26 protein-coding genes are annotated in these 25,518 nt (G+C 69.6%); 17 read left to right on the plus strand and 9 right to left on the minus strand.

Annotation, left to right across the window (positions count from 1 at the left end):
- The 5 genes from TSO221_RS01290 to hppD all read right to left on the minus strand — a co-directional run bounded on the left by TSO221_RS01290 (window position 1) and on the right by hppD (window position 5,957).
- Window positions 1–1,536, minus strand: coding sequence for a chemotaxis protein CheW (locus tag TSO221_RS01290; protein WP_109116725.1), 1,536 nt, complete (start codon window positions 1,534–1,536; stop codon window positions 1–3).
- On the minus strand, window positions 1,536–3,470 hold the full coding sequence (locus TSO221_RS01295; protein WP_109116676.1) for a methyl-accepting chemotaxis protein: 1,935 nt from the start codon (window positions 3,468–3,470) through the stop codon (window positions 1,536–1,538). Before TSO221_RS01295 ends, TSO221_RS01290 begins: the two co-directional genes overlap by 1 nt.
- A gap of 26 nt (window positions 3,471–3,496) precedes the next feature.
- Window positions 3,497–4,117 carry a chemotaxis protein CheC gene (locus tag TSO221_RS01300; RefSeq protein WP_109116677.1) on the minus strand — a complete coding sequence of 207 codons (621 nt, stop codon included), beginning with the start codon at window positions 4,115–4,117 and terminating at the stop codon, window positions 3,497–3,499.
- 19 nt (window positions 4,118–4,136) lie between these two features.
- Window positions 4,137–4,634, minus strand: coding sequence for a response regulator (locus TSO221_RS01305; RefSeq protein WP_109116678.1), 498 nt, complete (start codon window positions 4,632–4,634; stop codon window positions 4,137–4,139).
- A gap of 234 nt (window positions 4,635–4,868) precedes the next feature.
- On the minus strand, window positions 4,869–5,957 hold the full coding sequence (hppD, locus tag TSO221_RS01310; RefSeq protein ID WP_247877873.1) for a 4-hydroxyphenylpyruvate dioxygenase: 1,089 nt from the start codon (window positions 5,955–5,957) through the stop codon (window positions 4,869–4,871).
- Between the two features lie 266 nt (window positions 5,958–6,223).
- Here hppD and TSO221_RS01315 point away from each other — a divergent pair, with 266 nt between their 5' ends.
- From TSO221_RS01315 to TSO221_RS01340, 6 genes are all read left to right on the plus strand, one after another.
- Window positions 6,224–6,697, plus strand: coding sequence for a 4Fe-4S dicluster domain-containing protein (locus tag TSO221_RS01315; protein ID WP_109116680.1), 474 nt, complete (start codon window positions 6,224–6,226; stop codon window positions 6,695–6,697).
- A 13-nt stretch (window positions 6,698–6,710) separates the two neighbouring features.
- A complete protein-coding gene (locus TSO221_RS01320; protein ID WP_109116681.1) occupies window positions 6,711–8,558 on the plus strand; it encodes an aldehyde ferredoxin oxidoreductase family protein in 1,848 nt (615 codons plus the stop codon).
- 151 nt (window positions 8,559–8,709) lie between these two features.
- Window positions 8,710–10,011, plus strand: a complete 1,302-nt coding sequence (locus TSO221_RS01325) for an FAD-dependent oxidoreductase (protein ID WP_109116682.1) — start codon at window positions 8,710–8,712, stop codon at window positions 10,009–10,011.
- Complete coding sequence (locus TSO221_RS01330; protein ID WP_109116683.1) at window positions 10,012–10,263, plus strand: MoaD/ThiS family protein; 252 nt, start codon at window positions 10,012–10,014, stop codon at window positions 10,261–10,263.
- A complete protein-coding gene (locus TSO221_RS01335) occupies window positions 10,260–10,538 on the plus strand; it encodes a hypothetical protein (RefSeq protein ID WP_109116684.1) in 279 nt (92 codons plus the stop codon). Before TSO221_RS01330 ends, TSO221_RS01335 begins: the two co-directional genes overlap by 4 nt.
- Window positions 10,539–10,608: 70 nt before the next feature.
- A complete protein-coding gene (locus tag TSO221_RS01340) occupies window positions 10,609–11,853 on the plus strand; it encodes a serine hydrolase (protein ID WP_109116685.1) in 1,245 nt (414 codons plus the stop codon).
- A gap of 4 nt (window positions 11,854–11,857) precedes the next feature.
- Here TSO221_RS01340 and TSO221_RS01345 read toward each other — a convergent pair whose 3' ends face one another.
- Window positions 11,858–12,190, minus strand: coding sequence for a MoaD/ThiS family protein (locus tag TSO221_RS01345; protein WP_158283963.1), 333 nt, complete (start codon window positions 12,188–12,190; stop codon window positions 11,858–11,860).
- A gap of 154 nt (window positions 12,191–12,344) precedes the next feature.
- On the opposite strand from TSO221_RS01345, the gene TSO221_RS01350 reads away from it, so the two are divergent.
- The 9 genes from TSO221_RS01350 to TSO221_RS01390 all read left to right on the plus strand — a co-directional run bounded on the left by TSO221_RS01350 (window position 12,345) and on the right by TSO221_RS01390 (window position 20,666).
- Window positions 12,345–13,517: a M20 aminoacylase family protein gene (locus TSO221_RS01350; RefSeq protein WP_109116687.1), complete on the plus strand. Its 1,173-nt coding sequence runs from the start codon at window positions 12,345–12,347 to the stop codon at window positions 13,515–13,517.
- Between the two features lie 123 nt (window positions 13,518–13,640).
- Complete coding sequence (locus tag TSO221_RS01355; protein WP_199229356.1) at window positions 13,641–14,960, plus strand: FAD-binding oxidoreductase; 1,320 nt, start codon at window positions 13,641–13,643, stop codon at window positions 14,958–14,960.
- A gap of 11 nt (window positions 14,961–14,971) precedes the next feature.
- Window positions 14,972–15,472, plus strand: coding sequence for an L-2-amino-thiazoline-4-carboxylic acid hydrolase (locus tag TSO221_RS01360; protein ID WP_109116688.1), 501 nt, complete (start codon window positions 14,972–14,974; stop codon window positions 15,470–15,472).
- Window positions 15,473–15,508: 36 nt separating this feature from the next.
- A complete protein-coding gene (locus TSO221_RS01365) occupies window positions 15,509–16,615 on the plus strand; it encodes an ABC transporter substrate-binding protein (RefSeq protein ID WP_109116689.1) in 1,107 nt (368 codons plus the stop codon).
- A gap of 196 nt (window positions 16,616–16,811) precedes the next feature.
- Window positions 16,812–17,732: a branched-chain amino acid ABC transporter permease gene (locus TSO221_RS01370; protein WP_247877874.1), complete on the plus strand. Its 921-nt coding sequence runs from the start codon at window positions 16,812–16,814 to the stop codon at window positions 17,730–17,732.
- The gene (locus TSO221_RS01375) at window positions 17,719–18,732 is read left to right on the plus strand and encodes a branched-chain amino acid ABC transporter permease (RefSeq protein ID WP_109116690.1); all 1,014 of its coding nucleotides are present in this window, start codon (window positions 17,719–17,721) and stop codon (window positions 18,730–18,732) included. The genes TSO221_RS01370 and TSO221_RS01375 overlap by 14 nt, the downstream gene beginning before the upstream one ends.
- Window positions 18,729–19,484: an ABC transporter ATP-binding protein gene (locus tag TSO221_RS01380; protein ID WP_109116691.1), complete on the plus strand. Its 756-nt coding sequence runs from the start codon at window positions 18,729–18,731 to the stop codon at window positions 19,482–19,484. The genes TSO221_RS01375 and TSO221_RS01380 overlap by 4 nt, the downstream gene beginning before the upstream one ends.
- Window positions 19,481–20,188 carry an ABC transporter ATP-binding protein gene (locus TSO221_RS01385; protein ID WP_109116692.1) on the plus strand — a complete coding sequence of 236 codons (708 nt, stop codon included), beginning with the start codon at window positions 19,481–19,483 and terminating at the stop codon, window positions 20,186–20,188. Before TSO221_RS01380 ends, TSO221_RS01385 begins: the two co-directional genes overlap by 4 nt.
- 10 nt (window positions 20,189–20,198) lie before the next feature.
- Complete coding sequence (locus TSO221_RS01390) at window positions 20,199–20,666, plus strand: L-2-amino-thiazoline-4-carboxylic acid hydrolase (RefSeq protein WP_109116693.1); 468 nt, start codon at window positions 20,199–20,201, stop codon at window positions 20,664–20,666.
- 164 nt (window positions 20,667–20,830) lie between these two features.
- Here the strand turns inward: TSO221_RS01390 and TSO221_RS01395 are convergent, their stop codons facing one another.
- The 3 genes from TSO221_RS01395 to TSO221_RS01405 are packed head-to-tail and all read right to left on the minus strand — an operon-like array spanning window position 20,831 to window position 23,332.
- Window positions 20,831–21,331 (minus strand): DUF934 domain-containing protein, encoded by a 501-nt coding sequence (locus TSO221_RS01395; protein ID WP_109116694.1) that lies wholly within the window; start codon window positions 21,329–21,331, stop codon window positions 20,831–20,833.
- On the minus strand, window positions 21,318–23,009 hold the full coding sequence (locus tag TSO221_RS01400; RefSeq protein ID WP_109116695.1) for a nitrite/sulfite reductase: 1,692 nt from the start codon (window positions 23,007–23,009) through the stop codon (window positions 21,318–21,320). The genes TSO221_RS01395 and TSO221_RS01400 overlap by 14 nt, the downstream gene beginning before the upstream one ends.
- An 11-nt stretch (window positions 23,010–23,020) precedes the next feature.
- On the minus strand, window positions 23,021–23,332 hold the full coding sequence (locus TSO221_RS01405) for a DUF2849 domain-containing protein (protein ID WP_199229357.1): 312 nt from the start codon (window positions 23,330–23,332) through the stop codon (window positions 23,021–23,023).
- Window positions 23,333–23,567: 235 nt separating this feature from the next.
- On the opposite strand from TSO221_RS01405, the gene TSO221_RS01410 reads away from it, so the two are divergent.
- Window positions 23,568–24,305, plus strand: coding sequence for a phosphoadenylyl-sulfate reductase (locus TSO221_RS01410; RefSeq protein ID WP_109116696.1), 738 nt, complete (start codon window positions 23,568–23,570; stop codon window positions 24,303–24,305).
- A 199-nt stretch (window positions 24,306–24,504) separates the two neighbouring features.
- Window positions 24,505–25,518 (plus strand): ABC transporter substrate-binding protein, encoded by a 1,014-nt coding sequence (locus TSO221_RS01415; RefSeq protein WP_109116697.1) that lies wholly within the window; start codon window positions 24,505–24,507, stop codon window positions 25,516–25,518.

Genomic DNA, 25,518 nt, shown 5'->3' on the forward strand with positions numbered 1-25,518 from the left:
TCAAGCGGCTTCGAGGAGGGCTGCCAGGTGCTCCATGTCGAACAGGGCCTCGACCTCCAGCAGCAGCACCATGCGCTTCTGGCCGTCGAGGGTCGCGACACGGCCGATCAGCTGGCGTTGCGCCTCGCTCACGGCGGGCGCCGGCTCGATGGCATCCGCCGGGATGCGCAGCACGCCGCTGGTGGAATCGACGATCAGCCCGGCGCGGAACTCGCGCACCGCCAGGACGACGACGCGCTGGCGCTCGTCCAGCGCCGCCTCGCCCAGGCGCAGGATGCGGCGCAGGTCCACGACCGGCAGCGCCGATCCCCGCAGGTTGACCAGACCGGTGACGAACTCCGGCGCCTTGGGCAGCGGCGACAGCGTCTTCGGCCGGCGCTGGATCTCCTGCACGGCGGAGACCGGCAGACCGTACTCCGCCTCGCCCAGACGGAAGACGACGAAGGACTCGTCGGACCCGCCCGCGCTCCGCTCGGCCATGGTTGCCTCCCCTCCGCTGTGCTCCTCCAGCGCCGCCGCCACCTCGGCCGCGTGCGCCAGCATGCGCCCGGCCGACAGCACCGACACCAGACGCTTGCCCCCCTGCAGGCGGACGATGGACTGGATGTCCTCGAACTCGGCCTCGCGGGCGAGGATGGCCGGGACCGGGGCGACCAGGGCCGGATCGACGCGCAGGATCTCATGCACGCCGTCCACCGCCAGCCCCACCTGCGCCCCGTCGCCCAGCCGGACGACCACGACCCGCCCCTGGCCGGCCTCGGTGTTCCCGAGGCCGAACAGCTCGCGCAGCCCCACCAGCGGCAGCAGCCCGTCGCCCAGCGCCATCACGCCCAACAGGTGGGCGCGCGCCTTCGGCATGCGCGACACCTCCGCCGGGCGCGGCACGATGCGCTCGACGTCGGATACCGGCAGCGCGAACTCCTGCCCGGCGACCGCGAAGGTGACCAGCCCGACGGTCGCCGCCTTCGCCCCGGCCGCGACGGCGGCGACGCCGTCGTGCGCGGCGGCTCGCTCGGCGGGGCGGGCCAGTTCGGCGAACTGCCGCTCGACCAGCGGTCCGGCGTCGAGGATGGCCGCCGCCGCACCGCCCCTGGGGTCGCGGATCACACCGGCCAGCAGTTCGGCATCGACGCCGGCGTCCACGGCGTCGCGATCGATGCGCGTGTCGGCGACGGTGACGATGCCCTCGACGCGGTCCACCGCCAGCCCAATCGGCTGCCCCCTGTGGCCGACCACCACGACGCGCGCGTCCTTGTCGGCCGCCGTGCCGGGCAGGCCGAGCACGCTGCGCAGCCCGATCACCGGCAGCACCACACCGTGCCGCCGCGCCAACCCGTCCAGGCTGGGCGGGCTCAAGGGGATGCGGACGATCTCCGGCCGCCGGACGATCTCCCGCACCTCGGACAACGGCAGCGCCAGCACGCTGACGCCGACGCGCAGCGTGACGAAGCGGGCACCGCCCGCCGCCGCGCCGGCGCTGCTCCCCGCATCGGGAGCCGCGCGGGCGGCCTTCTTGCGCGGAGCGCGGGTCGCCATCACGCGGCGCCCTGCAGCTCGTCGGCCATGATGGCGATCTCCTCGACGGCGGCGGCCAGCTCCTCCGCCCCCTTGGCCTGCTCGCGCGCCGCCTTGGCGGCCTCGCCAGCGGCCATGTTGGCCTGGGTGGCGCCAGCGGCGATCTGTTCGACGCCGGCCTGAGTCTCGCGCACGGCGTTCATCATCTCCTCGGCGCTGGCCAGGATGTCCTGGTTGCTGGCGACGACGGTGCCCAGATCCCCGGCCGCGGCGGCGAGGCTGGCGGCGAATTCCTGATGCCGGGCGGCCTCGGCCAGCGCGGTGGCGGCGATCTCCTCGATGTCGCGGCGCACGCGGATCACCTGGTCCTGGATGCCCTTGACCAGATCCTTCACCCGGTCGGCGTTGTCGGAGGCGTCCTGCGCCAGGGTGCGGATGTCCGAGGCGACAACGTTGAAGCCGCGCCCGAACTCCCCGGCGCGCGCCGCCTCGACCGAGCCGGTGACCGCCAGCATGCTGGTCTGGATGCCGATGACGGTGATGGCATCGACGATCTTGTCGATGCGCCGCGCGGCCAGCTCCAGCTCGCCGATCTGCTCGGCGCTCCGGCGCCCGGCCTCGACCGACTGCGACACGCCGGTGGCCAGCTGCGTGACCGACTCCCGCATCCCGTCGAGCTGCGCGGCCATGGAGCGGCTGCGCTCCAGCGCGTCGGTGGCGCGGCCGACGCTCAGCTTGGCGCTCGCCTCGATCTCGGCGATGGCGGAGGAGGACTGCTGCGTCGCCGCCGACTGGGTCTCCGCGGCACGGGCGATCTGGGTGATGGCGATGGTGATCTGCGCGGCGGCGCGGTTGATCTCCTCGATGGCGGCGGACAGCTCCTCGGCGGCCGAGGCCACCTCCTCGGCGCTGCGGCGCACGTCGGTGCTGGCGGTCAGCTCGTCGGCGATCTCCGCCAGCTGCGAGGCGGTGGATTCGCTCTGGTTCAGCGCCTCGGCCTGCTGGCCGACGGTCTTCAGCGCCTCTTCGGCGGCGGCGGACTGCTCCTCGGCGGCGGCGGCGATGTTCTCTGCGCCGCGCTGCGCCGCGCGCACCGCCTGTTCGGCCTCCAGGGCGGCCTTCACCGTCTCCTGGCCGCCGCGGGCGATGACGGCCATGTCGCTGCGCACCCGCTCCAGTTGTCCGGTGACGTGACGGCCGCGCTCGACCTCGGTCTTGGCCGCTGCGGCGGAGCCGACAATGCCCTGGGCGATGGTGCCGACCGCCGCCTGGATCCGCGCCACGAGGTCCTGGATGTCGCGGGTGCAGCGCTCCGACCGCTCAGCCAGCGCCTGCACCTCGTCGGCGACGACGGCGAAGCCCTTGCCGGCCTCGCCGGCGCGCGCCGCCTCGATGGCGGCGTTGAGGGCCAGCAGGTTGGTCTGGTCGGCGATGGCGGCGACGCCCTGGACGATCTCGCCGATCTCGCCGGCCTGCCGCTCCAGCCGCCCGACCAGGACCACCGCGCCCTCCTGCCGCTCGGCGGCGCGGACGATGGCGTCCACGGAGCCGAGGATGCGGCCGGCGATGCCGCCGATCAGCGTCTCGAGCGCCTCGACCCGGACGATGGACGCCTCGGCGCTGCGGCGGGCACGCCCGACGTGCTCGGCCGAGCGGTCGATGGCGCGTTGCGACTGCTGGGTGGTGGCGGCGGCCTCGTCCGCGCTCGCCGCGACCTGCTCCATCGCCTTGCGCAGTTCCTCCGCCGCCGCCGCGGCCTGGGCGACGCCGCCGGCCAGCTGGGCGGAGGCCGCGGCGATGCCCTCGGCCGCCTTGCGGCGGCGGGTGGTGGCGCGCACGCGGCGCTTCTGCGCCTCGGCATCCGCCGCGTCCGGCGCGCCGGCCACGTCCTCGATGACCGGCGGCGCCTTGGCGGCGCCGGACTTCGCGATCTGCGTCTTCTTCACGAGGGCCATGGAAGGTCGTTCCTCTCTGCCCGGCTTCAGCCGGTGATTTTCCTTATGGTGTGGGCGATCCGTTCGCGCAGCGCCGCCTCGGCCGAGGCGTCCATGGCGATGAGGATCTGCCCGGCGATGTTGGTGCCGTGCACATGGAAGCGGATGGTGAAGACGATGGTCGGCGCCTCATCCCCGGCCGGCGCGCCGCAGCCGGCCAGGATCGCCGCGCCATCGCCGCGCAGCACCGTCGGCAGCGCCGTGTCCAGCCTGGCGTCGAGCATGTTGGCGACCACCGCCAGCCAGTTGTTCAGCACGATGTTGCCGACCTCGGCCAACGCCTCGCCCTCCAGCGCGGGGACGTCGGCGGCCCCGACCTCGGGCGGCAGCACGGCGCGCACCAGTTCGTGGCAGTGCCGTTCCGGGAAGACCAGCAGCGCCGCCCCGGTGAGCGCCCCGTCGAAGCACTCGGACACCGCGACGAGGTGCGTGGAGAGCGCCTCCTCCAGCCCGCGCGCCGCCGCGCCGCGCGGCATGACGCGGACGTCCGGCACGGACATCCGCACCTCGCCGCCCACCAGCTTGGCCAACGCCACCGACGCCTTGGCGACGCCGATGTTGCCCAGTTCGGTCAGCGCGTCGCGCTCGATCTCGTTCAGGGTGGCCATGCCGGGTCCGGTGCGGGGGTCAGGCGGAAGCGCCTGGACGGCGCGGCAGCAGCGTGGAGGCCAGGAAGCGCGCCACCTGCTCCTCGTCCACCGGCTTCGGCAGGAAGGCGGCGTGCAGCTCGCGGATGCCGGCGACCACGGAATCCTGGGCGTTGGCGGTGACCACGGCGATGTGCACGTCGCCCTGCCGGCGCTTCAGCTCGGCCGCCACATCCAGCCCGTTCATGCCCGGCATGTTGTAGTCGATTATGGCAATATGGATAGGACCTTCAGCCAGGGCAGAGAAGAGTTCATCACCGCTTCCCGCCTCCTTCACGGTCCAGTCCGGACGATGGCGCAGAACAATGCCGCGCAGATGCATTCTGGATAGCTTGCTGTCATCGACTATTATTATTGTTCTATTCACCGCATCACTCCACTGGACCTTCGTGACGGAGAATTCCCGCCAACCGACTATAGCGTGCGGAAAAGCCGCATAACCAGCATTCTGCGCCGGAAGGCGGTCGGTGGGAGCCATATGGGGACCGGCCGGAGGGAACGCCAGCGATTCCACGGCACGACAACGGATAGGAGTCCGCCAGCGCGCATTGGTTGCGGGGCGACTCGGATGATTGCGTAGCAAGACAACAGTTCCTCCCCCGCCCCCGGCGGGGGAGGTTAGGTGGGGGCAGCGGCCTGCCAGCAAAGCCGCAGCCCCCCTTCCCGCTTTGCGGGCCCCTTCCCTCCCCCTGCCGGGCAGGGGGAGGGAGAATTAGACCTCCTTCAGCACGCCGCGCTTGATCTGGTCGCGTTCGATGCTCTCGAACAGCGCGCGGAAGTTGCCTTCGCCGAAGCCCTCGTCGCCCTTGCGCTGGATGACCTCGAAGAAGATCGGGCCGATCACCGTCTTGGTGAAGATCTGCAGGAGCAGGCCGCCGCCCGGCGAGCCGTCGATCAGCAGGTTGTCCTTCTTCAGCCGCGCGATGTCCTCGCCATGGTTCGGCAGCCGTTCGGCCAGCATCTCGTAATAGGTGTCGGGCGGCGGCGGCATGAACTCGTTGGCGCGCCCGCGCATCGCCTCGACGGTGGCGTAGGCGTCGCCGGTGCTCAGCGCCACGTGCTGGATGCCCTCGCCGTGGTAGGCCTCCAGGTATTCCTCGATCTGATCCTTGCCGCCGTGCCCGGCGGACTCGTTGATCGGGATGCGGATCTTGCCGCACGGGCTGGTCATCGCCTTCGACCTGATGCCGGTCAGCTTGCCCTCGATGTCGAAGTAGCGGATCTCGCGGAAGTTGAAGAGCTTGGTGTAGAAGTCCGCCCACTCGTCCATGCGGCCCTTGTGGACGTTGTGCGTCAGGTGGTCGATGCACTGCAGGCCGACGCCCGCGGGCTCGGCCGGTTCGGTCTCGTCGAACTCGAAGTCGACGTCGTAGATGCTGCGGTCGCCGTAGCGGTCGACCAGATAGATCAGGCTGCCGCCGATGCCCTGGATGGAGGGGATGTTCAGCTCCATCGGCCCGGCGGTGCTCGGCCCAGGCCGGGCGCCCAGCGACAGCGCCCGCTTGTGCGCGTGCGCGGCGTCGGCGACGCGGAAGGCGATGGCGCAGACGCTGGGGCCGTGCACCCTGGCGAAGGCCTGGGCGTAGCTGTCCGGCTCGGCGTTGACGATGAAGTTGATGCCGCCCTGCCGCCACAGCGTGACGCTCTTGGAGCGGTGCCGCGCCACCGGGCGGAAGCCCATCTTCTCGAACAGGGCGGCGAGCTGGGCGGGATCGGGGGCGGTGTACTCGATGAACTCGAACCCGTCGGTGCCCATCGGGTTGATGTCGGAGATCATCTCCGCCATCCGTCGCGTGCTCATGCGTCTCTCTCCCTGGGATGCTCGAGGCTGTGCCATGGCCTTGATCTGGGGCGCGCGCGCCCGGCCGGCAAACGGCCCCCGTCCATTGGCCGATAGTATGATCCGTCAGGCCCCCTCCCCACCTTGCCGGGTCTGGAGTGAGGGTATACGCTTCGCATTACAAACAACTGATAAGGGCGACCCTTCCGTCGACGTCTTCACGAAGACCCGGCGGAAAAAATCGGTCGCCCACTGGGTACTGGTCACACCGTCCGAGGAGTGCGCCGATGCAGCGTTCGCTGAACATCGACCCCGGCAAATGCACCGGGTGTCGGCAATGCGAGATGGCCTGTTCGTATGAGAACGAGGGCGTCTTCAATCCTTCCAAGTCACGGATCCGCGTCTTCACCTTCGACGCCGAGGCGCGGTTCGTCCCCTACACCTGCACGCAGTGCGCCGAGGCGTGGTGCATGCAGGCCTGCCCGGTGGACGCCATCAAGGTCAACGCGCTGACCGGCGCCAAGGAAGTCCTCAACGAGCTGTGCGTCGGCTGCAAGGTCTGCACCATCGCCTGTCCGTTCGGCACCATCAACTACAACGCCTCCTCCGGCAAGGTCATGAAGTGCGACCTGTGCCAGGGCTCGCCCGCCTGCGCCTCGGCCTGCCCGACGCAGGCGATCACCTATGTGGACGCGGAATGGACCGGCCTGGACAAGATGCGCGCCTGGGCGTCCAGGACCGCGTCGGCCGCGGCGAACTGAGGGGGGCACGACGATGGGATGGGCTGGTAAGATCCTGCGCGTCAACCTGACCGCCGGCACGATCAAGAGCGAACCGCTGAACATGGACTGGGCCCAGAAGTACCTGGGCTCGCGCGGTCTCGGCACCAAGTACCTGGTGGAGGAGATCGACCCGAAGGTCGATCCGCTGTCGCCGGACAACAAGATCATCTACGCCACCGGGCCGCTGACCGGCACCATGGCCTCGACCGGCGGGCGCTACACCGTCATCACCAAGGGGGCGCTGACCGGCGCCATCGCCTGCTCGAACTCCGGCGGCTTCTTCGGCAACGAGCTGAAGAACGCCGGCTGGGACATGATCATCGTCGAGGGCAAGGCGCCGGCGCCCGTCTACCTCTACGTCGAGAACGGCGAGGCGCGGCTGCTGCCGGCCGACGACCTGTGGGGCACGTCGGTCTGGCACACCGAGGAGGCGATCAAGGCGAAGCACCAGGACCCGCAGATCCGCGTCTCATCGATCGGCCTCGCCGGCGAGCGCGGCGTGAAGTACGCCTGCATCGTCAACGACCTGCACCGCGCCGCCGGGCGTTCGGGCGTCGGCACCGTGATGGGCTCGAAGAACCTCAAGGCGGTCGCGCTGCGCGGCACGCTGGGCGTCAAGGTGCGCGACTTCCCGGCCTTCCTGAAGGCGGCGGAAGCCGGCAAGGCGGTGCTGTCCGGCAACGCGGTGACCGGCCAGGGCCTGCCGACCTACGGCACCCAGGTGCTGATGAACGTCATCAACGAGACCGGCGCCATGCCGACGCGCAACCACCGCGACGTGCAGTTCGAGGGCGCGCGCGCCATCTCGGCCGAGGCGATGGCGGAAAAGCGCCCGAGCGACGGCAAGCCCAATCTGGTGAAGAACGCCGCCTGCTTCGGCTGCACCATCGCCTGCGGCCGCATCTCGCAGATGGACAAGACGCACTTCTCGGTCTCCAACAAGCCGGAGTACTGGGGCGCCTCGGGCGGCCTGGAGTACGAGGCGGCGTGGGCGCTCGGCTCCAACACCGGGGTCGATGACCTGGAGGCGCTGACCTACGCCAACTTCATCTGCAACGAGCAGGGCTTCGACCCGATCTCGTTCGGCGCCACCGTGTCGGCGGCGATGGAGCTGTTCGAGACCGGCGCCATCACCACCAAGGAGACCGGCGGCATCGAGTTCCGCTTCGGCTCGGCCGAGGCGCTGGTCAAGGCGGCGGAGCTGACCGGCAAGGCCGAGGGCTTCGGCGTCGATCTCGGCCTCGGCTCCAAGCGGCTGTGCGAGAAGTACGGCCATCCGGAGTTCCACATGGGCGTCAAGGGCCAGGAGTTCCCGGCCTACGACAGCCGCGGCATCCAGGGCATGGGCCTGACCTACGCCACCTCCAACCGCGGCGCCTGCCACCTGCGCAGCTACACCGTGGCCTCGGAGATCCTCGGGATTCCCGAGAAGACCGATCCGCTGGCGACCGACGGCAAGCCCGGTCTGGTCAAGGCCTTCCAGGACGCCACCGCGGCCTTCGACGCGGCCGGCATCTGCATCTTCACGTCCTTCGCTTGGACCTTGCAGGACGTGGCGCCGCAGGTGGACGCGGCCATCGAGGGCGGCTGGTCGGTCGAGCGCATGGTCGAGACCGGCGAGCGCATCTGGAACCTGGAGCGCCAGTTCAACCTGGCGGCCGGCTTCACCGCCAAGGACGACACGCTGCCCAAGCGCCTGCTGACCGAACCGGCGAAGACCGGCCCGGCCAAGGGGCTGACCAACGGTCTGGCGAAGATGCTGCCGGAGTACTACGAGCTCCGCGGCTGGACGCCGGACGGCGTGCCGACCAACGAGACGCTGGCGCGGCTGGCGCTGTGACGTAAGCCCCTCCCCCCTCGCGGGGAAGGGGTTTGGGGAGAGGGGGCGCGGGCGAAGCCCGCAAGGTACGTCCGCCACCCTCTCCCCAACCCCTCTTCCGTCAAGGGAGAGGGGCTTTAAGGAATCTCACCCAAAGAACATCGGGTGCCCCATGCACTACGTCGTCCTAGGCGCCGGCCCGTCGGGCGTGGTCGCCGCCGAGACCCTGCGCAAGACCGACCCCGCCGGCACCATCACCCTGGTCGCCGGCGAGCCCGAACCGCCCTATTCCCGCATGGCCATCCCCTACGTGCTGACCGGCAAGGTCGGCGAGGACGGCACCTATCTGCGCAAGACGCCCGGCCACTACGCCGCGCTCGGCATCGAGGTGCGGCACGGCCTGGCGTCGCGGCTCGACCCCGACCACAAGCGCATCGACTTCCAGGACGGCAGCCACCTCGGCTACGACCGCCTGCTGATCGCCACCGGCGCGCGGCCGGTGCGCCCGCCGATCCCGGGACTGGAACTCAAGAACGTCCACCACTGCTGGACGCTGGAGGACGCCCGCAACATCATCCGCCTCGCCGAGCCGGGCGCGCACGTGGTGCTGATGGGCGCCGGCTTCATCGGCTGCATCGTGCTGGAAGCGCTGGCGGCGCGCGGCGTGCAGCTGACCGTGGTCGAGATGGGCGACCGCATGGTGCCGCGCATGATGAATTCCACCGCCGGCACCATGATCCGCACCTGGTGCGAGAAGAAGGGCATCCGCGTCCTCACCTCGACAAAGATCAAGAGCCTGCAGTCGGTGGCGGCGGAGAAAAGCCGCGGCATCTTCGGCTTTCTCCGGCGCCGCGAGGCGACCACCGAGGGCGACACCATCGACGTCGAATTGGACAGCGGCGAGCGCATCGGCGCGCACCTCGTCGTCGTGTCGGCCGGCGTGACGCCGAACGTCGACTTCCTGAAGGACAGCGGCGTCAAGGTGGAACGGGGCATCCTGGTCGACCGCTACATGCGCAGCAGCGTCAACGACGTGTACGCGGCGGGCGACGTGGCGCAGGGATACGACTTCTCGACCCGCGCGCACGACGTGCACGCCATCCAGCCGACCGCGTCGGAGCACGGCCGCATCGCCGCCATGAACATGGCCGGGCGCAACGTGCAGTACAACGGCAGCCTGCAGATGAACGTGCTGGACACGGTGGGGCTGATCTCCAGCTCCTTCGGCTTGTGGGCCGGCGTGGACGGCGGCGACAGCGTCGAGGTGGTGGACCACGCCAACCACAAGTACCTCAGCCTGCAGTTCCAGGACGACGTCCTGGTCGGCGGCACCGCCATCGGCCTGACCCAGCACATCGGCGTGCTGCGCGGCCTGATCCAGGCGGAAACTCGGCTCGGCCCCTGGAAAGAGCGGCTGAAGAAGGACCCGCACCGCATTATGGAAGCGTACGTCGCGCATTCCCAAGTGAGATAGATGCAGATCACGGTCAAGCTGTTCGCCACGCTCGCCGGCCACCTGCCCGCCGGGGCGCGGCACAACGCCGCCGAGTTGGACGTGGACGACGACGCCACCCCCGCGACGATCATCGAGCGGCTGAACCTGCCGCGCGAGAAGTGCCACCTGGTGCTGGTCAACGGCGTCTACGTGGTGCCGAGCCAGCTGGAGTCGCACCGGCTCAAGCCCGGCGACGCGCTCGCCATGTGGCCGCCCGTCGCCGGGGGATGATCGCGTCCGTCGTCAAGGAGATGGCGCTGACCCGCGCGGAGTTCCTGCGCCTGCTGCCGGGGGCGGCGGGCGGTCTGCCCGTGCACGAGGACGGTGGGGTGGTGTGGGTCGGCGACGCGGTGGAAATCGTCGCTGAGCCGCTGCCGCCGCGCCGGCTCGGGCTGTTCGAGATTCCGGTGATGCGGGTGACGCTGCGCTTCCATGGCTGCGGAGAGGAGGACGCGTGGGCTTTCGTGCGGCGCTTCGACCGGGCGTTCCAGAAGGGTGGCGGCTGAAACCTTTGCAAACCACGTCGAATGGTCGAGACTGCGCTGCCGTAGCGCCCCTTCGCACGGTGTCCCGCCCATGTCGGCCCTCCTCCGCATTGCCGCCGCGCTTCTGATCCTGACGGCGCCCGCCGCCCTGGCGGTGGAGAACCCCAGCTTCTCGCCGGCCGGTCCGGATGCCGACGCCTACGGCGCGGCGGCGGGGTATCCGGTCGGGCGCCGCGGCGCGCGCGAACAGCGCGTGCTGGTGGGCACCTTCAGCCACTTCGACCGGATCTACGACAGCCGCCCGGTGGCGCGGGCGCCGGTGGCATCGCCCCTGAAGCGGACGGACCACGGCGTCACGCTCCGCTACCGCTACGAGCGCCGCGACCGCAGCATCGAGGACTATCTGGCCGAGCACCCGGTCACCGGCTTCCTGATCGCCAAAGGCGACACCATCCTGGACGAGCGCTACCAGTACGGCCGCACCGACCGCGACCGCTTCACCTCGCAGTCCATGGCGAAGACGATCACCGGCATGCTGGTCGGCATCGCCGTGTCCGAGGGCGCCATCCGCTCCATCGACGAGCCGGCAGCCGCCTATGTCCCCGGCCTTGCCGGTACGGAGTACGGTGCCACGCCGATCCGCGCCCTGCTGCACATGGCCTCCGGCGTGGCGTTCCGCGAGGACTACGGCGGCGCCGACGACATCGCCCGGATGGGCCGCGCCCTGTTCGGCAAGGCGCCGCCGGACCCGGTCGCCACGGTGGCCCAGTTCAACACGCGCGACGCACCACCGGGCACGCGCTTCCGCTACGCCAGCATCGAAACGGAAATCCTCGGCCTGATCCTGCGCAACGCCACCGGCATGCCGGTGGCCGACTATCTGCGCACCCGGATCTGGCAGCCGATGGGCGCCGAGTCCGACGCCACCTGGGTGGTGGATTCCGCCGGGCAGGAGGCGACCTATTGCTGCTTCAACGCGGTGCTGCGCGACTACGCGCGGTTCGCGCTGCTGCTGGCGCACGACGGCGCATGGCAGGACCGGCAGATCATCCCGCGTCAATGGCTGCTCGACGCCACCACCGTGCACGCCGGTGAGGAGTATCTGGCGCCCGGCACGGCAACCTCCTACAGCGGCTACGGCTATCAGGTCTGGCTGCTTCCGGGCGGGCGGCGGATGTTCGCGCTGCGCGGCGTGTACGGGCAGGTGATCTTCGTGGACCCGGCGTCGAAGCTGGTGCTCGTGCACACCGCGGCCCGCCGCGTGCCCGCCAACGACCCGGCGGCCCGCGAGCTGCCGGCGCTGTGGAGCGCGCTGGTGGAGCGCTTCGGCAACTGATCCCTCAGACCACCGGCGCGCCATACCCCCAGGAGAACGGCACCGGGCCGGAGAGCGCCACCACGTCGCCGTCCTCCAGCGTGCGCTCCTGGTTGACCATGTCGCCAAGCGTCGGCGTCGGGTCGCGGCCGTTGATCAGCACGAGGTAGACGTCCCGCGGCGGGATGCCGAAGCGGCGGATCACGTCGCCCACCGTGCTGCCGGCCGGCAGCGGCACCGTCTGCACCGGCCGGCCGTGGCCGTGTGGCACCAGGCTGTTGAACAGCCGCACCTCCACCCGGATCTGGATCGCCCCGGAGTTGTCGCCGACGGAACGGTCCTGAACGAGGTCCTGCACGGGTCGATCCTCCACGCTGTTTGCCCGGCCTACGGTCATCCTGCCCCGCCGCGCCGCCCTTGACCGCCGTCAAGGCTGCCCCGCTCACGCGGTGGTGGTCGACCAAAGTATAAGGCCCCATATTGCTGCCCACCAACGAACAGGGAGAGCAGGGATGGTCGAGACGGTTCCGGGCCTGGAGAAGTACACCGCCGACATGAAGGCGTGGCGGCACGACCTGCACGCCCATCCGGAGACCGCCTTCGAGGAGCAGCGCACCAGCGACGTGGTCGCCGGCAAGCTGGAGAGCTTTGGGCTGGAGGTGCACCGCGGCCTCGCCAGGACCGGCGTCGTCGGCATCCTGCGCAACGGCGAGGGGCCGTCCGTCGCCTTCCGCGCCGACATGGACGCGCTGCACATCGACGAGCAGACCAACCTGCCGCACGCCTCGCGCCACGCCGGCCGCATGCACGCCTGCGGGCACGACGGCCACACCACCATGCTGCTGGGCGCCGCGCGCTACCTGGCCGAGAATCCGAATTTCCAGGGCTCCATCGCCTTCGTCTTCCAGCCCGCCGAGGAGAACGAGGGCGGCGGCCGGGTGATGGTCGAGGAAGGGCTGTTCGAGCAGTTCCCGGTCACCGAGGTCTACGGCATGCACAATTGGCCGGGCCTGGACGTCGGCCGGATGGCGATGCGCCCCGGTCCGATGATGGCGTCCTACGACGTGTTCGAGCTGACGCTGACCGGCAAGGGCACGCACGCCGCCATGCCACACCTGGGCACCGACGTGATCGTCGCCGGCACGCAGATCGTCAACGCCTGGCAGACGATCGCCAGCCGCAACACGCACCCCGTCGATTCGGCGGTGGTCAGCGTCACCCAGTTCCACGCCGGCGACACCTGGAACGTCATCCCGGCCAGCGCCGTGCTGCGCGGCACCACCCGCAGCTTCCGCGCGGAAGTGCAGGACACCATCGAGCGCCGCATGCGCGAGATCGCCCAGGCCATCGCCACGGTGATGGGTGTCGAGGCGTCCTTCCGCTACGAGCGCCGCTACCCCTCCACCGTCAACACCGCCGACGCCACCGAGAAGGCCCGCCGCGCCGCCGCCCGCGTCGTGGGCACGGAGGCGCTGGACCTCGACCCGATGCCCAGCATGGGTGCGGAAGACTTCTCCTTCATGCTGCAGAAGCGGCCGGGGTGCTATGTGTGGCTGGGCGCCGGCCCGTCGGATGGCGGGCGCAACCTGCACAGCCCGCACTACGACTTCAACGACGAGGTGCTGCCCATCGGCGCCAGCTACTGGGTGCGGCTGGCCGAGACGGTTCTGCCGAAGGCAGGATAATACGCATTACTAATGTGAATAACAGCCATATCCCGCATTTTAATCGGGGGATTTGCATCGTACCCCGTTCTGCCCCATAGTTCGGCCCTGAAGGAACTGGTCGGACCAATTCGGACGGCGCACGTGGCAGAGACGACGAACAGCATCCCCGGACAGGGCGGTATTTGGGAACGCCCCAACTCGCTGTGGGAGGCGACGGCCCCGCCGCCGCCGGCCCTGCCCGTCCTCAAGGACTCGGTGGAGGCCGACGCGCTGGTCATCGGCGGCGGCTTCACCGGTCTGTCGGCGGCGCTGCACCTCGTCGAGGCCGGCAAGCGCCCGGTGGTGCTGGAGGCGTCCGAGCTGGGCCGCGGCGCCTCGGGCCGCAACAACGGGCAGATCATCCCGACGCTGACCCGGCCGGACCCGGACGACCTCGTGGCGCGCTTCGGGCCGGTGGACGGCGAGCGATTCGTGGCGTTGGTGCGCGACAGCGCCTCGTACCTCTTCGACACGGTGCGCCGCCTGGGCATCGACTGCGCGGCGGAGCAGAACGGCTGGATCCAGCCGGCGCACACGCCGGGCCGAATCAAGATCGCGCAACGCCGGGTCGAGCAGTGGGGCCGCCGCGGCGCCGACGTCGAGCTGCTGGACCGCGACCGGGTCCGCGGCCTGCTCGGCTCCGAGTATTACCACGGCGGCTGGATCAACCGCACCGGCGGGCACATCAACCCGCTGGCGCTGGTGCGCGGGCTGGCGGCCAAGGTGGTGGAAGCCGGTGCGTCCATCCACGTCAACTCCCCCGCCCTGTCGGTGGAGCGCCGCGGCGACCGCTGGGTGGCCCGCACACCGGAGGGCGAGGTGACGGCCGACGCGCTGATCCTCGGCACCAACGGCTACGCCTCCAGCGTCTTCCCGACGGTCCGCACCGAGGTGGTGCCGATCCTGTCCTGGCAGATGGCCACGGCGCCGCTGGGCGACAATGTGCGCAAGACGGTGATCCCCGGCCGGCAGGCGATGTCGGACACGCACGGCGACCTGCGCTTCATGCGCTGGACCGCGGATAACCGCTTGGTCACCGGCGGCGCGCTGCTGATCCAGGTCAACGGGCCGGAGCGGCTGAAGACGATCGTCGGCGCGCGGCTGGCGGAGATGTTCCCGCAGCTGGCCGGCGTCACCTTCGACTATGTGTGGAACGGCCGCATCGCCATGACCACCGACTATTTCCCGCGCGTCCACCGGCTGGGGCCGAACGGCTTCGCCTGGGCGGGCTGCAACGGGCGCGGCGTGGCGCTGTCGGTGTCGCTGGGCCGCGAGCTGGCCCAGGCCGCCGCCGGGCGCGACATCCGCGAACTGGCGCTGCCCTTCACCGAACCGACGCCGCTGCCCTTCAACAGCCTGCTGCAACGCGTCGGGCCGCTGAAGCTGTTGCAGTACCGCTGGAACGATTCCCAAGAGATCTGAACGAGAGCATCATGGCCGACACCCCCGATTATCCCACCCTGCTGCGCAACTCCTACGCCATGCGCGCCGCCGCCTACGCGCACATGTTCGACGTGCTGCGCGAGCGCTTCGGCACCGAGACCGCGCTGGAGGTCGGCAAGGAATCGACCCGCCGCCTCGGCGAGCAGATGGGCACCAAGTACGCCGGGCACGGGCCGGGCGACCTGGAGGGCCTGTGCGGCGCCTTCCTCGACGGCATCCCGCTGCGCGACCAGATGTTCGCGCCGGAGATCAAGCGCTGCGACGGCGAGATGCTGGAGATCCACTTCCACCGCTGCCCGCTGAAGGAAGCCTGGCAGGGGCAGGGCCGCAGCGACGAGGATCTGGAGCTGCTGTGCAAGATGGCCGGCGCCATCGACGGCGGCCTGTTCGAGTCCGCCGGCTTCACCTTCAAGGGCGAGACCTGGAAGCCCGGCGACGAGGGCTGCTGCCGCCTGAAGGTCGTGCCGGGTCCCGGCGCTGCCGCCAAGTAAACCGATAAACGACAACGACTTCAGGGAACCGCAACGATGACCCTCCGTCTCGCCGCTCTCACCGCCACCGCCGTGGTCGGGCTGTCCGTGTCCGCCCACGCTGCCGACGTCAAGATCGGCTACCAGCTGCCGCTGACCGGCGACACCGCCCAGTATGGCCAGGACTTCCGCAAGGCCGCGGAGATCGCGCTGGACGAGTTCAAGGCCGCCGACAAGCCGTTCAAGGTGGAGATCGTCTTCGAGGACAGCCGCTCCGACGCCAAGGAGGGCGTGAACATCGCCCGCAAGTTCGTGGACGACAAGGCGATCGTCGGCGTGCTGGGCGACTTCACCTCGGGCGTGTCGATGGCCGCCGCGCAGGTCTACAAGGAGGCCGGCCTGGCCCAGCTGTCGCAGACCGCCTCGCACCCCGACTACACCAAGATCTCCAAGTACCAGTTCCGCAACATCGCCACCCAGGCGCAGGAAGGCCCCTACAACGCCAAGTGGATGGCATCCAAGGGCTTCAAGAACGTCGCGGTGATCGCCGAGCAGACCGACTGGGGCCAGTCGGTGGTCGCCGGCTACACCGAGGCGGTGAAGGCCGGCGGCGGCCAGGTGGCGTTCAGCGAGTTCTTCAACCGCGGCCTCAAGGACTACCGCTCGCTGATCTCGAAGATCGAGCGCGCGAAGCCCGACGCCATCTACACCGGCTTCTTCTACGAGGACGGCGCGCAGTTCCTGAAGCAGCTGCAGCAGCTGGGCGTCAAGACGCCGGTCTACTCGACCTCGGCTGCCTACAGCCCGAAGCTGCTGGAGCTGTCCGGCGACGCGGCGGACGGGCTGCACCTCACCTCGAACTTCCTGCCGACCAACCCGGACCCGGCCGTTCAGAAGTTCGTGGCGGAGTGGAAGAAGCGCTCCAACGGCGCCGAGCCCGGCCAGTTCCCGGCGCAGGCCTATGATGCGGTCCGCATCATGCTGGCCGCGGTGGAGAAGGCGCAGCCGAACCCGACGCGCGAGAGCGTGCGCGACGCGCTGGCCCAGACCAAGGACTTCCCGGGCATCACCGGCAAGACCACCTTCGACGCCGACCGCGAGGCCAACAAGGAGCTGACCAAGGTCGAGGTCAAGGGCGGCCAGTTCGCGCCGGTGAAGGAGTAAGGACGGAGATGGGGCGCGGCGCGCGCTTCACGCGCCGCCGCGCCTTCTTCTTTCGTCATCGTCTTTTCTTTCGTCATCCCCGCGAAAGCGGGGATCCAGGCAGCTTGGCGAAACCGTGCCTTGCAAGCGTCCCTGGATCCCCGCTTTCGCGGGGATGACGAAATGACGAAGGAATGCAGAACGGAGCGTCGCCCCGGTGGATTTGTTCGACCCCTACTACCTCCAGCAACTCGCCATCGGCCTGTCGCTGGGCATGACCTACGCGTTGATGGCGATCGGCTTCACGCTGATCTTCGGCGTGCTGAACGTCGTCAACTTCGCGCACGGCGAGATCTACACGCTGGGCGCCTTTGCCGGCCTCGTGCTGATCACCGCGGCTGCCCCGCCCATTGCGGCGGTGGTCTTCGCGGCGCTCGCCATCGGCGCCTTCGCCGGCTTCTCGCTGGAACGGCTGGCGTTCAAGCCGTTCCGTCGCTTCACCGACGAAGCGTCGCTGAAGTCGCGGGCGATGCGCGAGTCCACCCTGCTCTCCTCGCTCGCCGTGTCGATCGTCGTGCGCGAGGCGCTGGAGATCGTCTTCGGCTCGCAGATGCGCTCGGTGCCGTTCGAGTACCTGATCAACACGCCGGTGCGCGTCGGCCCGGTGATCCTGGTGACCGGCGACTTCATCATCCTGGGCGTCGCCGCGGCCATGCTGATCGGCCTGCAGTACCTGCTGACCCGCACCCGCATCGGCCTGTCGATCCGCGCCGTGTCCAACAACCCGCTGGGCGCCAAGTACGTGGGCATCGACACCGACCGCACCATCATCATGACCTTCGTGGTCGGCTCGATGATGGGCGCCGCCGCCGGCATCCTGGTCGGCCTGTACTACGGCGCGATCTTCCCGGCCATGGGCTTCGTGCCGGGCATCAAGGCGTTCGTCGCCATGGTGATGGGCGGGTTGTCCTCGATCCCCGGCGCGGTGATCTGCGCGCTGATCCTCGGCATCTCGGAGAGCATGGCGACCACCTTCGTCTCCTCCGGCTGGTCGGACATGGTGGCTTACGGCTTCCTGATCCTGACGCTGATCTTCTTCCCCAACGGACTGTTCGGAGCGGGCCGTGAGCGCGTCTAAGTCCCGCCCGCAATGGGTTCTGCCGGTCCTGATCGGCCTCCTGGTGTTCGCGGCATTGCCGGCTGTGCTGGCGTCGTTCGACCGCGGCTACTTCTATCAGATCGCCAATCTGGCGCTGATCTTCGTGCTGCTGTCCGCCTCCATGCACCTGGTGACCGGCGTCGCCGGGCTGCTGCACCTGGGGCACGCGGCGTTCTACGGTGTGGGCGCCTACACCGCGGCGCTGCTGACCACCAAGCTCGGCCTGGGGTTCACCTGGACGCTGCCGCTGTCGGGCCTCGTGGCGGCGCTGGTCGCCTTCCTGGTGGCGCTGCCGACCATGCGGCTGGTCAGCATCTACTTCGCGGTGGCGACGCTCGCCATCGGGCAGATGCTGTATCTGGTGATGCTCAACTGGGTCGAGTTCACCAAGGGGCCGAACGGCATCATCGTCACCAAGGGGCTGGAGCTGTTCGGCTTCAGCCTGTCCGGCCGGCTGGCCACCTACTACACGGTGGCCGCGGTGGTGGTGCTGTGCGTGGTCGCCATCGGGCGGCTCAGCCACTCCTACTACGGCAACGCGCTGCGCTCGATCCGCGAGGACGACCAGTGCGCCGACGCCATGGGTGTCCGCACCGTGCGGCTGAAGATGGAGGCGTTCACGCTGTCCGCCTTCTTTGCCGGCGTGGCCGGGAGCCTGTGGGCGCACATGACCGGCTACATCTCGCCGGGCGACTTCAAGTTCTCCGAATCCATCCTGATCCTGGCGATGGTGGTGGTGGGCGGCCTGGGCAGCCTGCCGGGCGCGGTGATCGGCGCGCTGCTCCTCATCCTGCTGCCCGAGGGCCTGCGCGGCTTGGGCGACTTCCGCAACATCATGGTCGGCATGGTGATGTTCCTGTCCATCCTGTTCCTGCCCAAGGGGCTGCTGGGCGAGGTCTCGGCGCTCAGGCTGGTCCGGCAGCAGCTGGGCGCGGCGTGGCGGCGCACCGACAACGGCATCGGGATCGGCTGGCGATGACGCACCTCCTGGAAATCGAGAACGCCTCGCGGCGCTTCGGCGGCGTGCTCGCCGTCAACGACGTCACCGCGCACGTGGACGAGGGCGAACTGGTCGGCCTGATCGGCCCGAACGGCGCCGGCAAGACCACGCTGTTCAACCTGATCTCCGGCTTCACACCGCTGTCCGCCGGCACCGTGCGCTTCGCCGGCACGCCGATCAACGGGCTGCGCACCAACCGGGTGGCGCGGCTGGGCATCAGCCGCACCTTCCAGAACCTGCGCGTCTTCCCGAACATGTCGGTGTTCGACAACGTGTCGGTCGGTGCGGTCGGCACGCTGCCGCAGGGACCGCTGGACGCGCTGTTCGGCGCAGCCAAGCGCGCCGATGCCATCAGCGAGCGGACTTGGGCCGCGCTGGAGGCGGTCGGCCTGACGCACGTCGCCGACGAGCTGGCGGCCAACCTGCCCTACGGCCGACGCAAGTACCTGGAGATCGCCCGGGCGCTGGCCATGCAGCCGCGCTTCCTGATCCTCGACGAGCCGGCCGCCGGCCTCAACGACACCGAGACGCGCGAGCTGGCCGCCTTCATCAAGCGCCTGCACGGCCAGGGCCTCACCATCATGCTGGTCGAGCACGACATGAACCTCGTCATGAGCATCTGCCAGCGCGTGCTGGTGCTCGCCACCGGCCGCAAGATCGCCGACGGCCCGCCGGAGGTGATCCGCCAGGACCCGGCGGTGCTCGAAGCCTATCTCGGAGTGGACGCATGACGACGCTGCTGTCCGTAGACGACCTGCACGTCGCCATGGGGCCGCAGGAGATCCTGCACGGCGTCAGCCTGACGGTGCCGGAAGGCGCGATCGTCGCCGTGCTCGGTTCCAACGGGGTGGGCAAGACGACGCTGATGCGCGCCATTTCCGGCGTCTACCGGGCGCGGCGCGGCAGCATCACCTTCAAGGGTGAGTCCATCGCCAACCTGCCGGCGCACCGCATCGTGCAGGCGGGGCTTCTCCAGGCGCCGGAGGGGCGGCAGATCTTCTCCAACATGAGCGTGCGCGAGAACCTCGTGCTCGGCGGTGGCGAGCACGGCCTGGGCGAGCTGGACCGGGTGTTGGCGATGTTCCCGGTGCTGGGCGAGCGGTTGAAGCAGAACGCCGGCTCGCTGTCGGGCGGCGAGCAGCAGATGCTGTGCATCGCCCGCGCGCTGATGCGCAAGCCGACGCTGCTGCTGATGGACGAGCCGTCGCTTGGCCTGGCGCCAAAGATCGTCGCGCTGATCTTCGATCTGGTGCGGCGCATCCGCACCGAGGGCGTGTCGATCCTGCTGGTCGAGCAGAACGCCCGCGCCGCGCTGCGCGTCGCCGACCACGCCGCGGTCATGGAGGATGGCCGCATCGTGCTGGCCGGCCCCGCCGATCAGCTGCGCGACGACCCGCGCATCGCCGAGGCCTACCTCGGCGGCCACGTGCATTGAGGAGACGTTTATGGCTGACCAGATGGGCATCCTGGAGCGCCGCCGCATCGAGGCGGAGATCCTGAAGCCGGTCTACGAGGAGATGGTCGCCCGCTTCGGCGAGGCCGCCGCGCAGGAGGCGCTGGACGCCGCCATCACCAGGGCGGCGATGACCGCGGCGTCGAACTTCGCCAAGGCGGAGCCGGAGGGGACGAGCCTGCAGAGCTTCGCCGACCTGATGCCGCTGTGGCAGAAGGACGACGCGCTGCGCATGGAGGTGCAGCGGCAGGACGAGACGCACTACGACTTCAACGTGACGCGCTGCCGGTATGCCGAGATGTACCGGGAGATGGGCCTCGGCCACATCGGCCACCTGCTGTCCTGCAACCGCGACGGCGCCTTCTGCGAGGGCTATGACCCGAAGATGAAGATGACGCGGACGCAGACCATCATGCAGGGGGCGAGCCACTGCGACTTCCGGTACACGTACGAGGAATAGCGAACACTTGCCCCCACCCTAACCCTCCCCCGCTCTCGGCGGATCCGAAGGATCCGCCTGTCGCGTCAGCGCAAGCGAAGCTTGCGCGAGAGCTTCGCAGGGGAGGGAACTCCGCCGCTCTGCCCCCTCCCCTGCGAAGCGGGGGAGGGATGGGGTGGGGGCAATTACGCCGCCGCCACCCGCCGCCGCAGCAGCGCCAGCGGCTCATCCTCGCCGACGCTCGCCTGATAGGCGATGGTCACGGTGTTCAGCGTGCGCGCCCAGGTCTCCACGTCGGTGCCGTCCGGCACCTCGACGGTGCTGACGCCGCAGCGGACCAGCAGCGGGTACTGGTCGGCGATGATGTTGCCGACCGCGCGGATCTCACCCGTGTAGCCCCAGCGCTCGCGCAGTTCGCGCGCCGTGGTGAAGCCGCGGCCGTCGCGGAACTTCGGGAACTCCACCACCACCAGGGCGAAACGCTCCAGGTCCGGCGCGACGGCGCCGGCGGACACGGTGCTCGGCAGCCGCACGCCCAGCGGCGCGGAGCGCGCCAGCAGCGCGTCGCGCTCGGCCTGCCAGCGGGCGAAGCTGACGATCACCCCACCCTCGGCGGGCAGCGCCGCGTCGTCGGCCAGCGACACCCAGCGGTCGGCGACGGCGCGCCCGTTCTCAATCAGCGGCATAGGCCGTCTCCTTGAAGGGGGCCTGCCCGAGGCGGGCCAGGGTGGCGAGGAAGCGCTCGCCCGGCTGGCGGCGCTCCAGGTAGCGGTCGACGATGCGCTCCACCGCGTCCACCGCCTCGTCGGCGGTCAGCGCGGGACCGAGGATGTCGCCGATGGAGGCGTCCAGCTCGGCGTTGCCGCCCACCGTGATCTGGTAGAACTCCTCGCCCTTCTTATCGACGCCGAGGATGCCGATGGCGCCGACGTGGTGGTGGCCGCAGGCGTTGATGCAGCCGCTGATCTTGATCTTCAGGTCGCCGATCTCCGCCTGCTTCGCCGGGTCGGCGAAGCGCTCGGACAGCGCCTGGGCGATCGGGATCGAGCGCGCGTTGGCGAGCGAGCAGTAGTCCAGCCCCGGGCAGGCGATGATGTCGCCGATCAGCCCGGCGTTGGCGGTCGCCAGCCCGACGGCCGACAGCGCCTGCCACAGCGCGTACAGGTCGTCCTGCTTCACGTGGGCGAGCACGAGGTTCTGCTCGTGCGTCACGCGGATCTCGCCGAAGCTGTGGCGGTCGGCGAGGTCGGCCACCGCGTCCATCTGCTCGGACGAGATGTCGCCCGGCACGCCGCCGGCCGGCTTCAGCGAGATGGTGACGCTGGCGTGACCCGGCGCCTTGTGGTCGCGCACGTTGGTGCGGACCCACGCGTCGAACGCGGCGTCGTCGGCGCGGCGGCGGACGGCGAGGTCCGACGCCGGCGGCAGCTCCTCGAACGGCGGCGGCGCAAAGTGGCTGCGGATCGCCTCGACGATGGCGGAGTCCAGGCGGAACTTCGGGCCGCGGATGCGCGCGAACTCGTCCTCGACCAGGGCGATGAACTTGTCGAGCTTGGTCTCGTGCACGAGGATCTTGATGCGCGCCTTGAAGGCGTTGTCGCGGCGGCCGGCCTGGTTGTAGACGCGCAGCACCGCCTCGATGTAGGCGATCAGATCCTCTTCGGGCAGCCAGCCGCGGGTCTTCGGCGCGATGAAGGGCGTGCGGCCCAGGCCACCACCGACGTACACTTCGAACCCGGTCTCGCCCTCCGCGTTCTTCTTCACCACCAGCCCGATGTCGTGCACGCGCACGGCGGCGCGGTCGGCCTCGCCGGACGCGCTGATGGCGATCTTGAACTTGCGCGGCAGGAAGGTGAATTCCGGGTGGATGGTCGTCCACTGGCGCAGGATCTCGGCGTAGACGCGCGGGTCCACCACCTCGTCCGGGGCGGCGCCCGCGAATTGATCCGTCGTGACGTTGCGCACGCAGTTGCCGCTGGTCTGGATCGCGTGCATGTCGATCTCGGCCAGCTTGCCCAGGATGTCCGGCGTGTCCTCCAGCTTGATCCAGTTCAGCTGCAGGTTCTGGCGCGTGGTGAAGTGGCCGTAGCCCTTGTCGTAGCGGCGCGCGATCTCCGACAACCCGCGCAGCTGGTGCGAGGCCAGCGTGCCGTAGGGGATGGCGATGCGCAGCATGTAGGCGTGCAGCTGCAGGTACAGGCCGTTCATCAGCCGCAGCGGCTTGAACTCGTCCTCGCTCAGCTCGCCCTTCAGCCGGCGCTCCACCTGGAAGCGGAACTGCTCGACACGCTCGCGGACGAACTGGCGGTCCAGCTCGTCGTAATGATAGATGCCGGCGTGGTTGCGCGGATGCACGTAGGTCATGGTGTGGATCCTCAGGCAGCGGCGCGGGCGATGGGGTCGGCCTGCTTGCCGACGTCGGCGCGCACGCTGGGGCCGAGAGCGCGGATGCGCTCCTTCGTGCGCAGCGGCGACGGCGCGCCGTCCAGGATCTCCACGTCGAGGGTGTAGATCGCCACCACGAGGTTGCGCGCCTCGTCCTGCTGGGCCTGGGCCAGCGCCGCGGCGGCGCCCGCCTCGTCGTAGGTGGCGGCGGCGTCGATCCGCTCCACCCAATCGCCCTTCTGCCCAAGCCAGACGACGGCGCCGTCGCGCAGCCGGTTCGCGGTGATCGCCTTCAACGCCATCGGATCCATTCTCCCGACCACATTCTACAGAACGCCACATTCTACAGAACGAAAGTGGTATTAACATGCTGTGTGAGGGTATTTAAACGCCCCGCCCCGGACATTTCAACACCAAATTCGCCGCTCAATTCTCTATTAAACACATAGATAAGTGTAAATGCGTTGCAACGTGATTTTGTGGGTGGTAGTGTTCAGACGCACACGATCAACTCATCCTATATGTAGAATTGCCGCCATGCCCGAAGGAAACCTCACGCCTCCCGAAGTTCTCCGCGCGGCCGAGCTGACCGAGCGCTACGGAACCCTCGACGGCACCGCACTGATGCAGGCGGTGTTGAAGGAGGAGTTCCCGGATACCATCGCGCTGGTCTCGTCCTTCGGCACCGAATCGGCGGTGCTGCTGGCGCTGGCGGCCGAGGTGGATCCGACCGTCCCGGTGATCTTCGTCGATACGGGGAAGCTGTTCGGCGAGACGCTGCGCTACCGCGACCAGCTCATCAAGCGTCTCGGCCTCACCGACGTGCGCACCGTGGGGCCGGGCAAGGGCGACCTCGCGGCGGCCGACAAGGACGGCCTCTTGTGGCAGAAGGCGCCGGACGCCTGCTGCCACCTGCGCAAGACGCTGCCGCTGCGCGAGTCGCTGCACGGCTTCGAGGCGTGGATCACCGGGCGCAAGCGCTTCCAGGCATCGACCCGCGCGGCGACCCCGCTGTTCGAGACGCAGGACGGCCGGGTCAAGGTGAACCCGCTGGCGCTGTGGGACCGCGAGCGCCTGGACGAGGAGTTCGCCCGGCGCGACCTGCCCCGCCACCCGCTGGAGGAGGACGGCTTCCTCTCGATCGGCTGCTACACCTGCACCGAGCGCGTCGCCCCCGGCGCCGACCCGCGCTCCGGCCGCTGGGCCGGCCTCGGCAAGACCGAGTGCGGCATCCACACCACCAACTCGACCTACAGCGACGCCTGGACGATCTGAGCAACGGCCCTTTGCGCACGTCAGTCACCACGAAGGCACGAAGACACGAAGGTGGGGAGCGCGCACCCGCCACCTTCGTGTCTTCGTGCCTTCGTGGCGAAAAACGCTGCTGGCGTTCCGCTCCCTCCCCGCCCCGGGCGAGGGGCTTGACGTGTCTTCCGCCCTGCTTTAGCGGGGACATCCGAACATAGGAGTGGTCATGTCCATCAAGACCCGCGCCCTGGCGCTCGCCCTCGCCGCGATGGCCGCGTTCACCGCGCCGGCGCGCGCTGCCGATCCGGTGAAGCTGGACGTCGGCTACATCCCGATCCTCGCCGCCGCGCCGCTGTTCGTGCTGACCGGCGAGGGCTGGGCCAAGCAGGAGGGGCTGGACGTCAAGCTCACCCGCTTCGTCGACGGCCCCGCCGCCATCCAGGCGCTGGCCGCCGGGCAGATCGACATGATCTACGCCGGCGTGGCGCCGGTGATCGTCGCCCGCTCCAAGGGCGTGGACGTGTCGGTCGTCGCCAACTCCGGCATCGAGGAGCTGGTGCTGGTCGCCCGCGGCCCGCTCGCCAAGCTGGCCAAGGAAAAGCCGGCCGCCGACGCGGTGAAGGAACTGGCCGCCGCCACCGGCCGCAAGATCAAGTTCGGCACTCAGCCGGCCGGTTCGGTGCCTGACACCGTGCTGCGCCACTGGCTGTTCAAGGTCGCCAAGCTCGACCCGGCCATCGTCGAGATCGTGCCGATGGGCATCGAGAAGACGCAGCAGGCGCTGATGGCCGGTGCGCTCGACGCCGCCGACATCCGCGAGCCGACCATCACCATCGTGAAGAAGACCGACCCGCAGGCGCACATCATGGCGCTGGGCGGCGAGATGTTCCCCGGCCAGCCGGGCACCGTCGTGGCCGCCCGCGGCGAGCTGCTGAAGAAGCACGAGGACGCCATCAAGCGCTTCGTGAAGATCCATGCCCGCGCGGTGGATGTCGTCACCAAGGACCCGAAGCGCGCCGCCACCCTGTCCAACGAGCATCTCGGCAAGGGTATGGTCGAGCCGGAGGTGCTGGAGGAGGCGCTGACGTCCCCCGCCAGCAAGTTCGCCGCCGACCCGCGGGTGATCGTCGAAGCGGTCAAGCGCATGCAGGCGTTCCAGCAGGAGATCGGCACCGCCCAGGGCGGCGGCGCCCCGGTGGACGAGGCCTTCGACCTGCGCTTCATCGACGCGGCGAAGTAA

The sequence above is a fragment of the Azospirillum sp. TSO22-1 genome (assembly GCF_003116015.1).
Classification (GTDB): domain Bacteria; phylum Pseudomonadota; class Alphaproteobacteria; order Azospirillales; family Azospirillaceae; genus Azospirillum.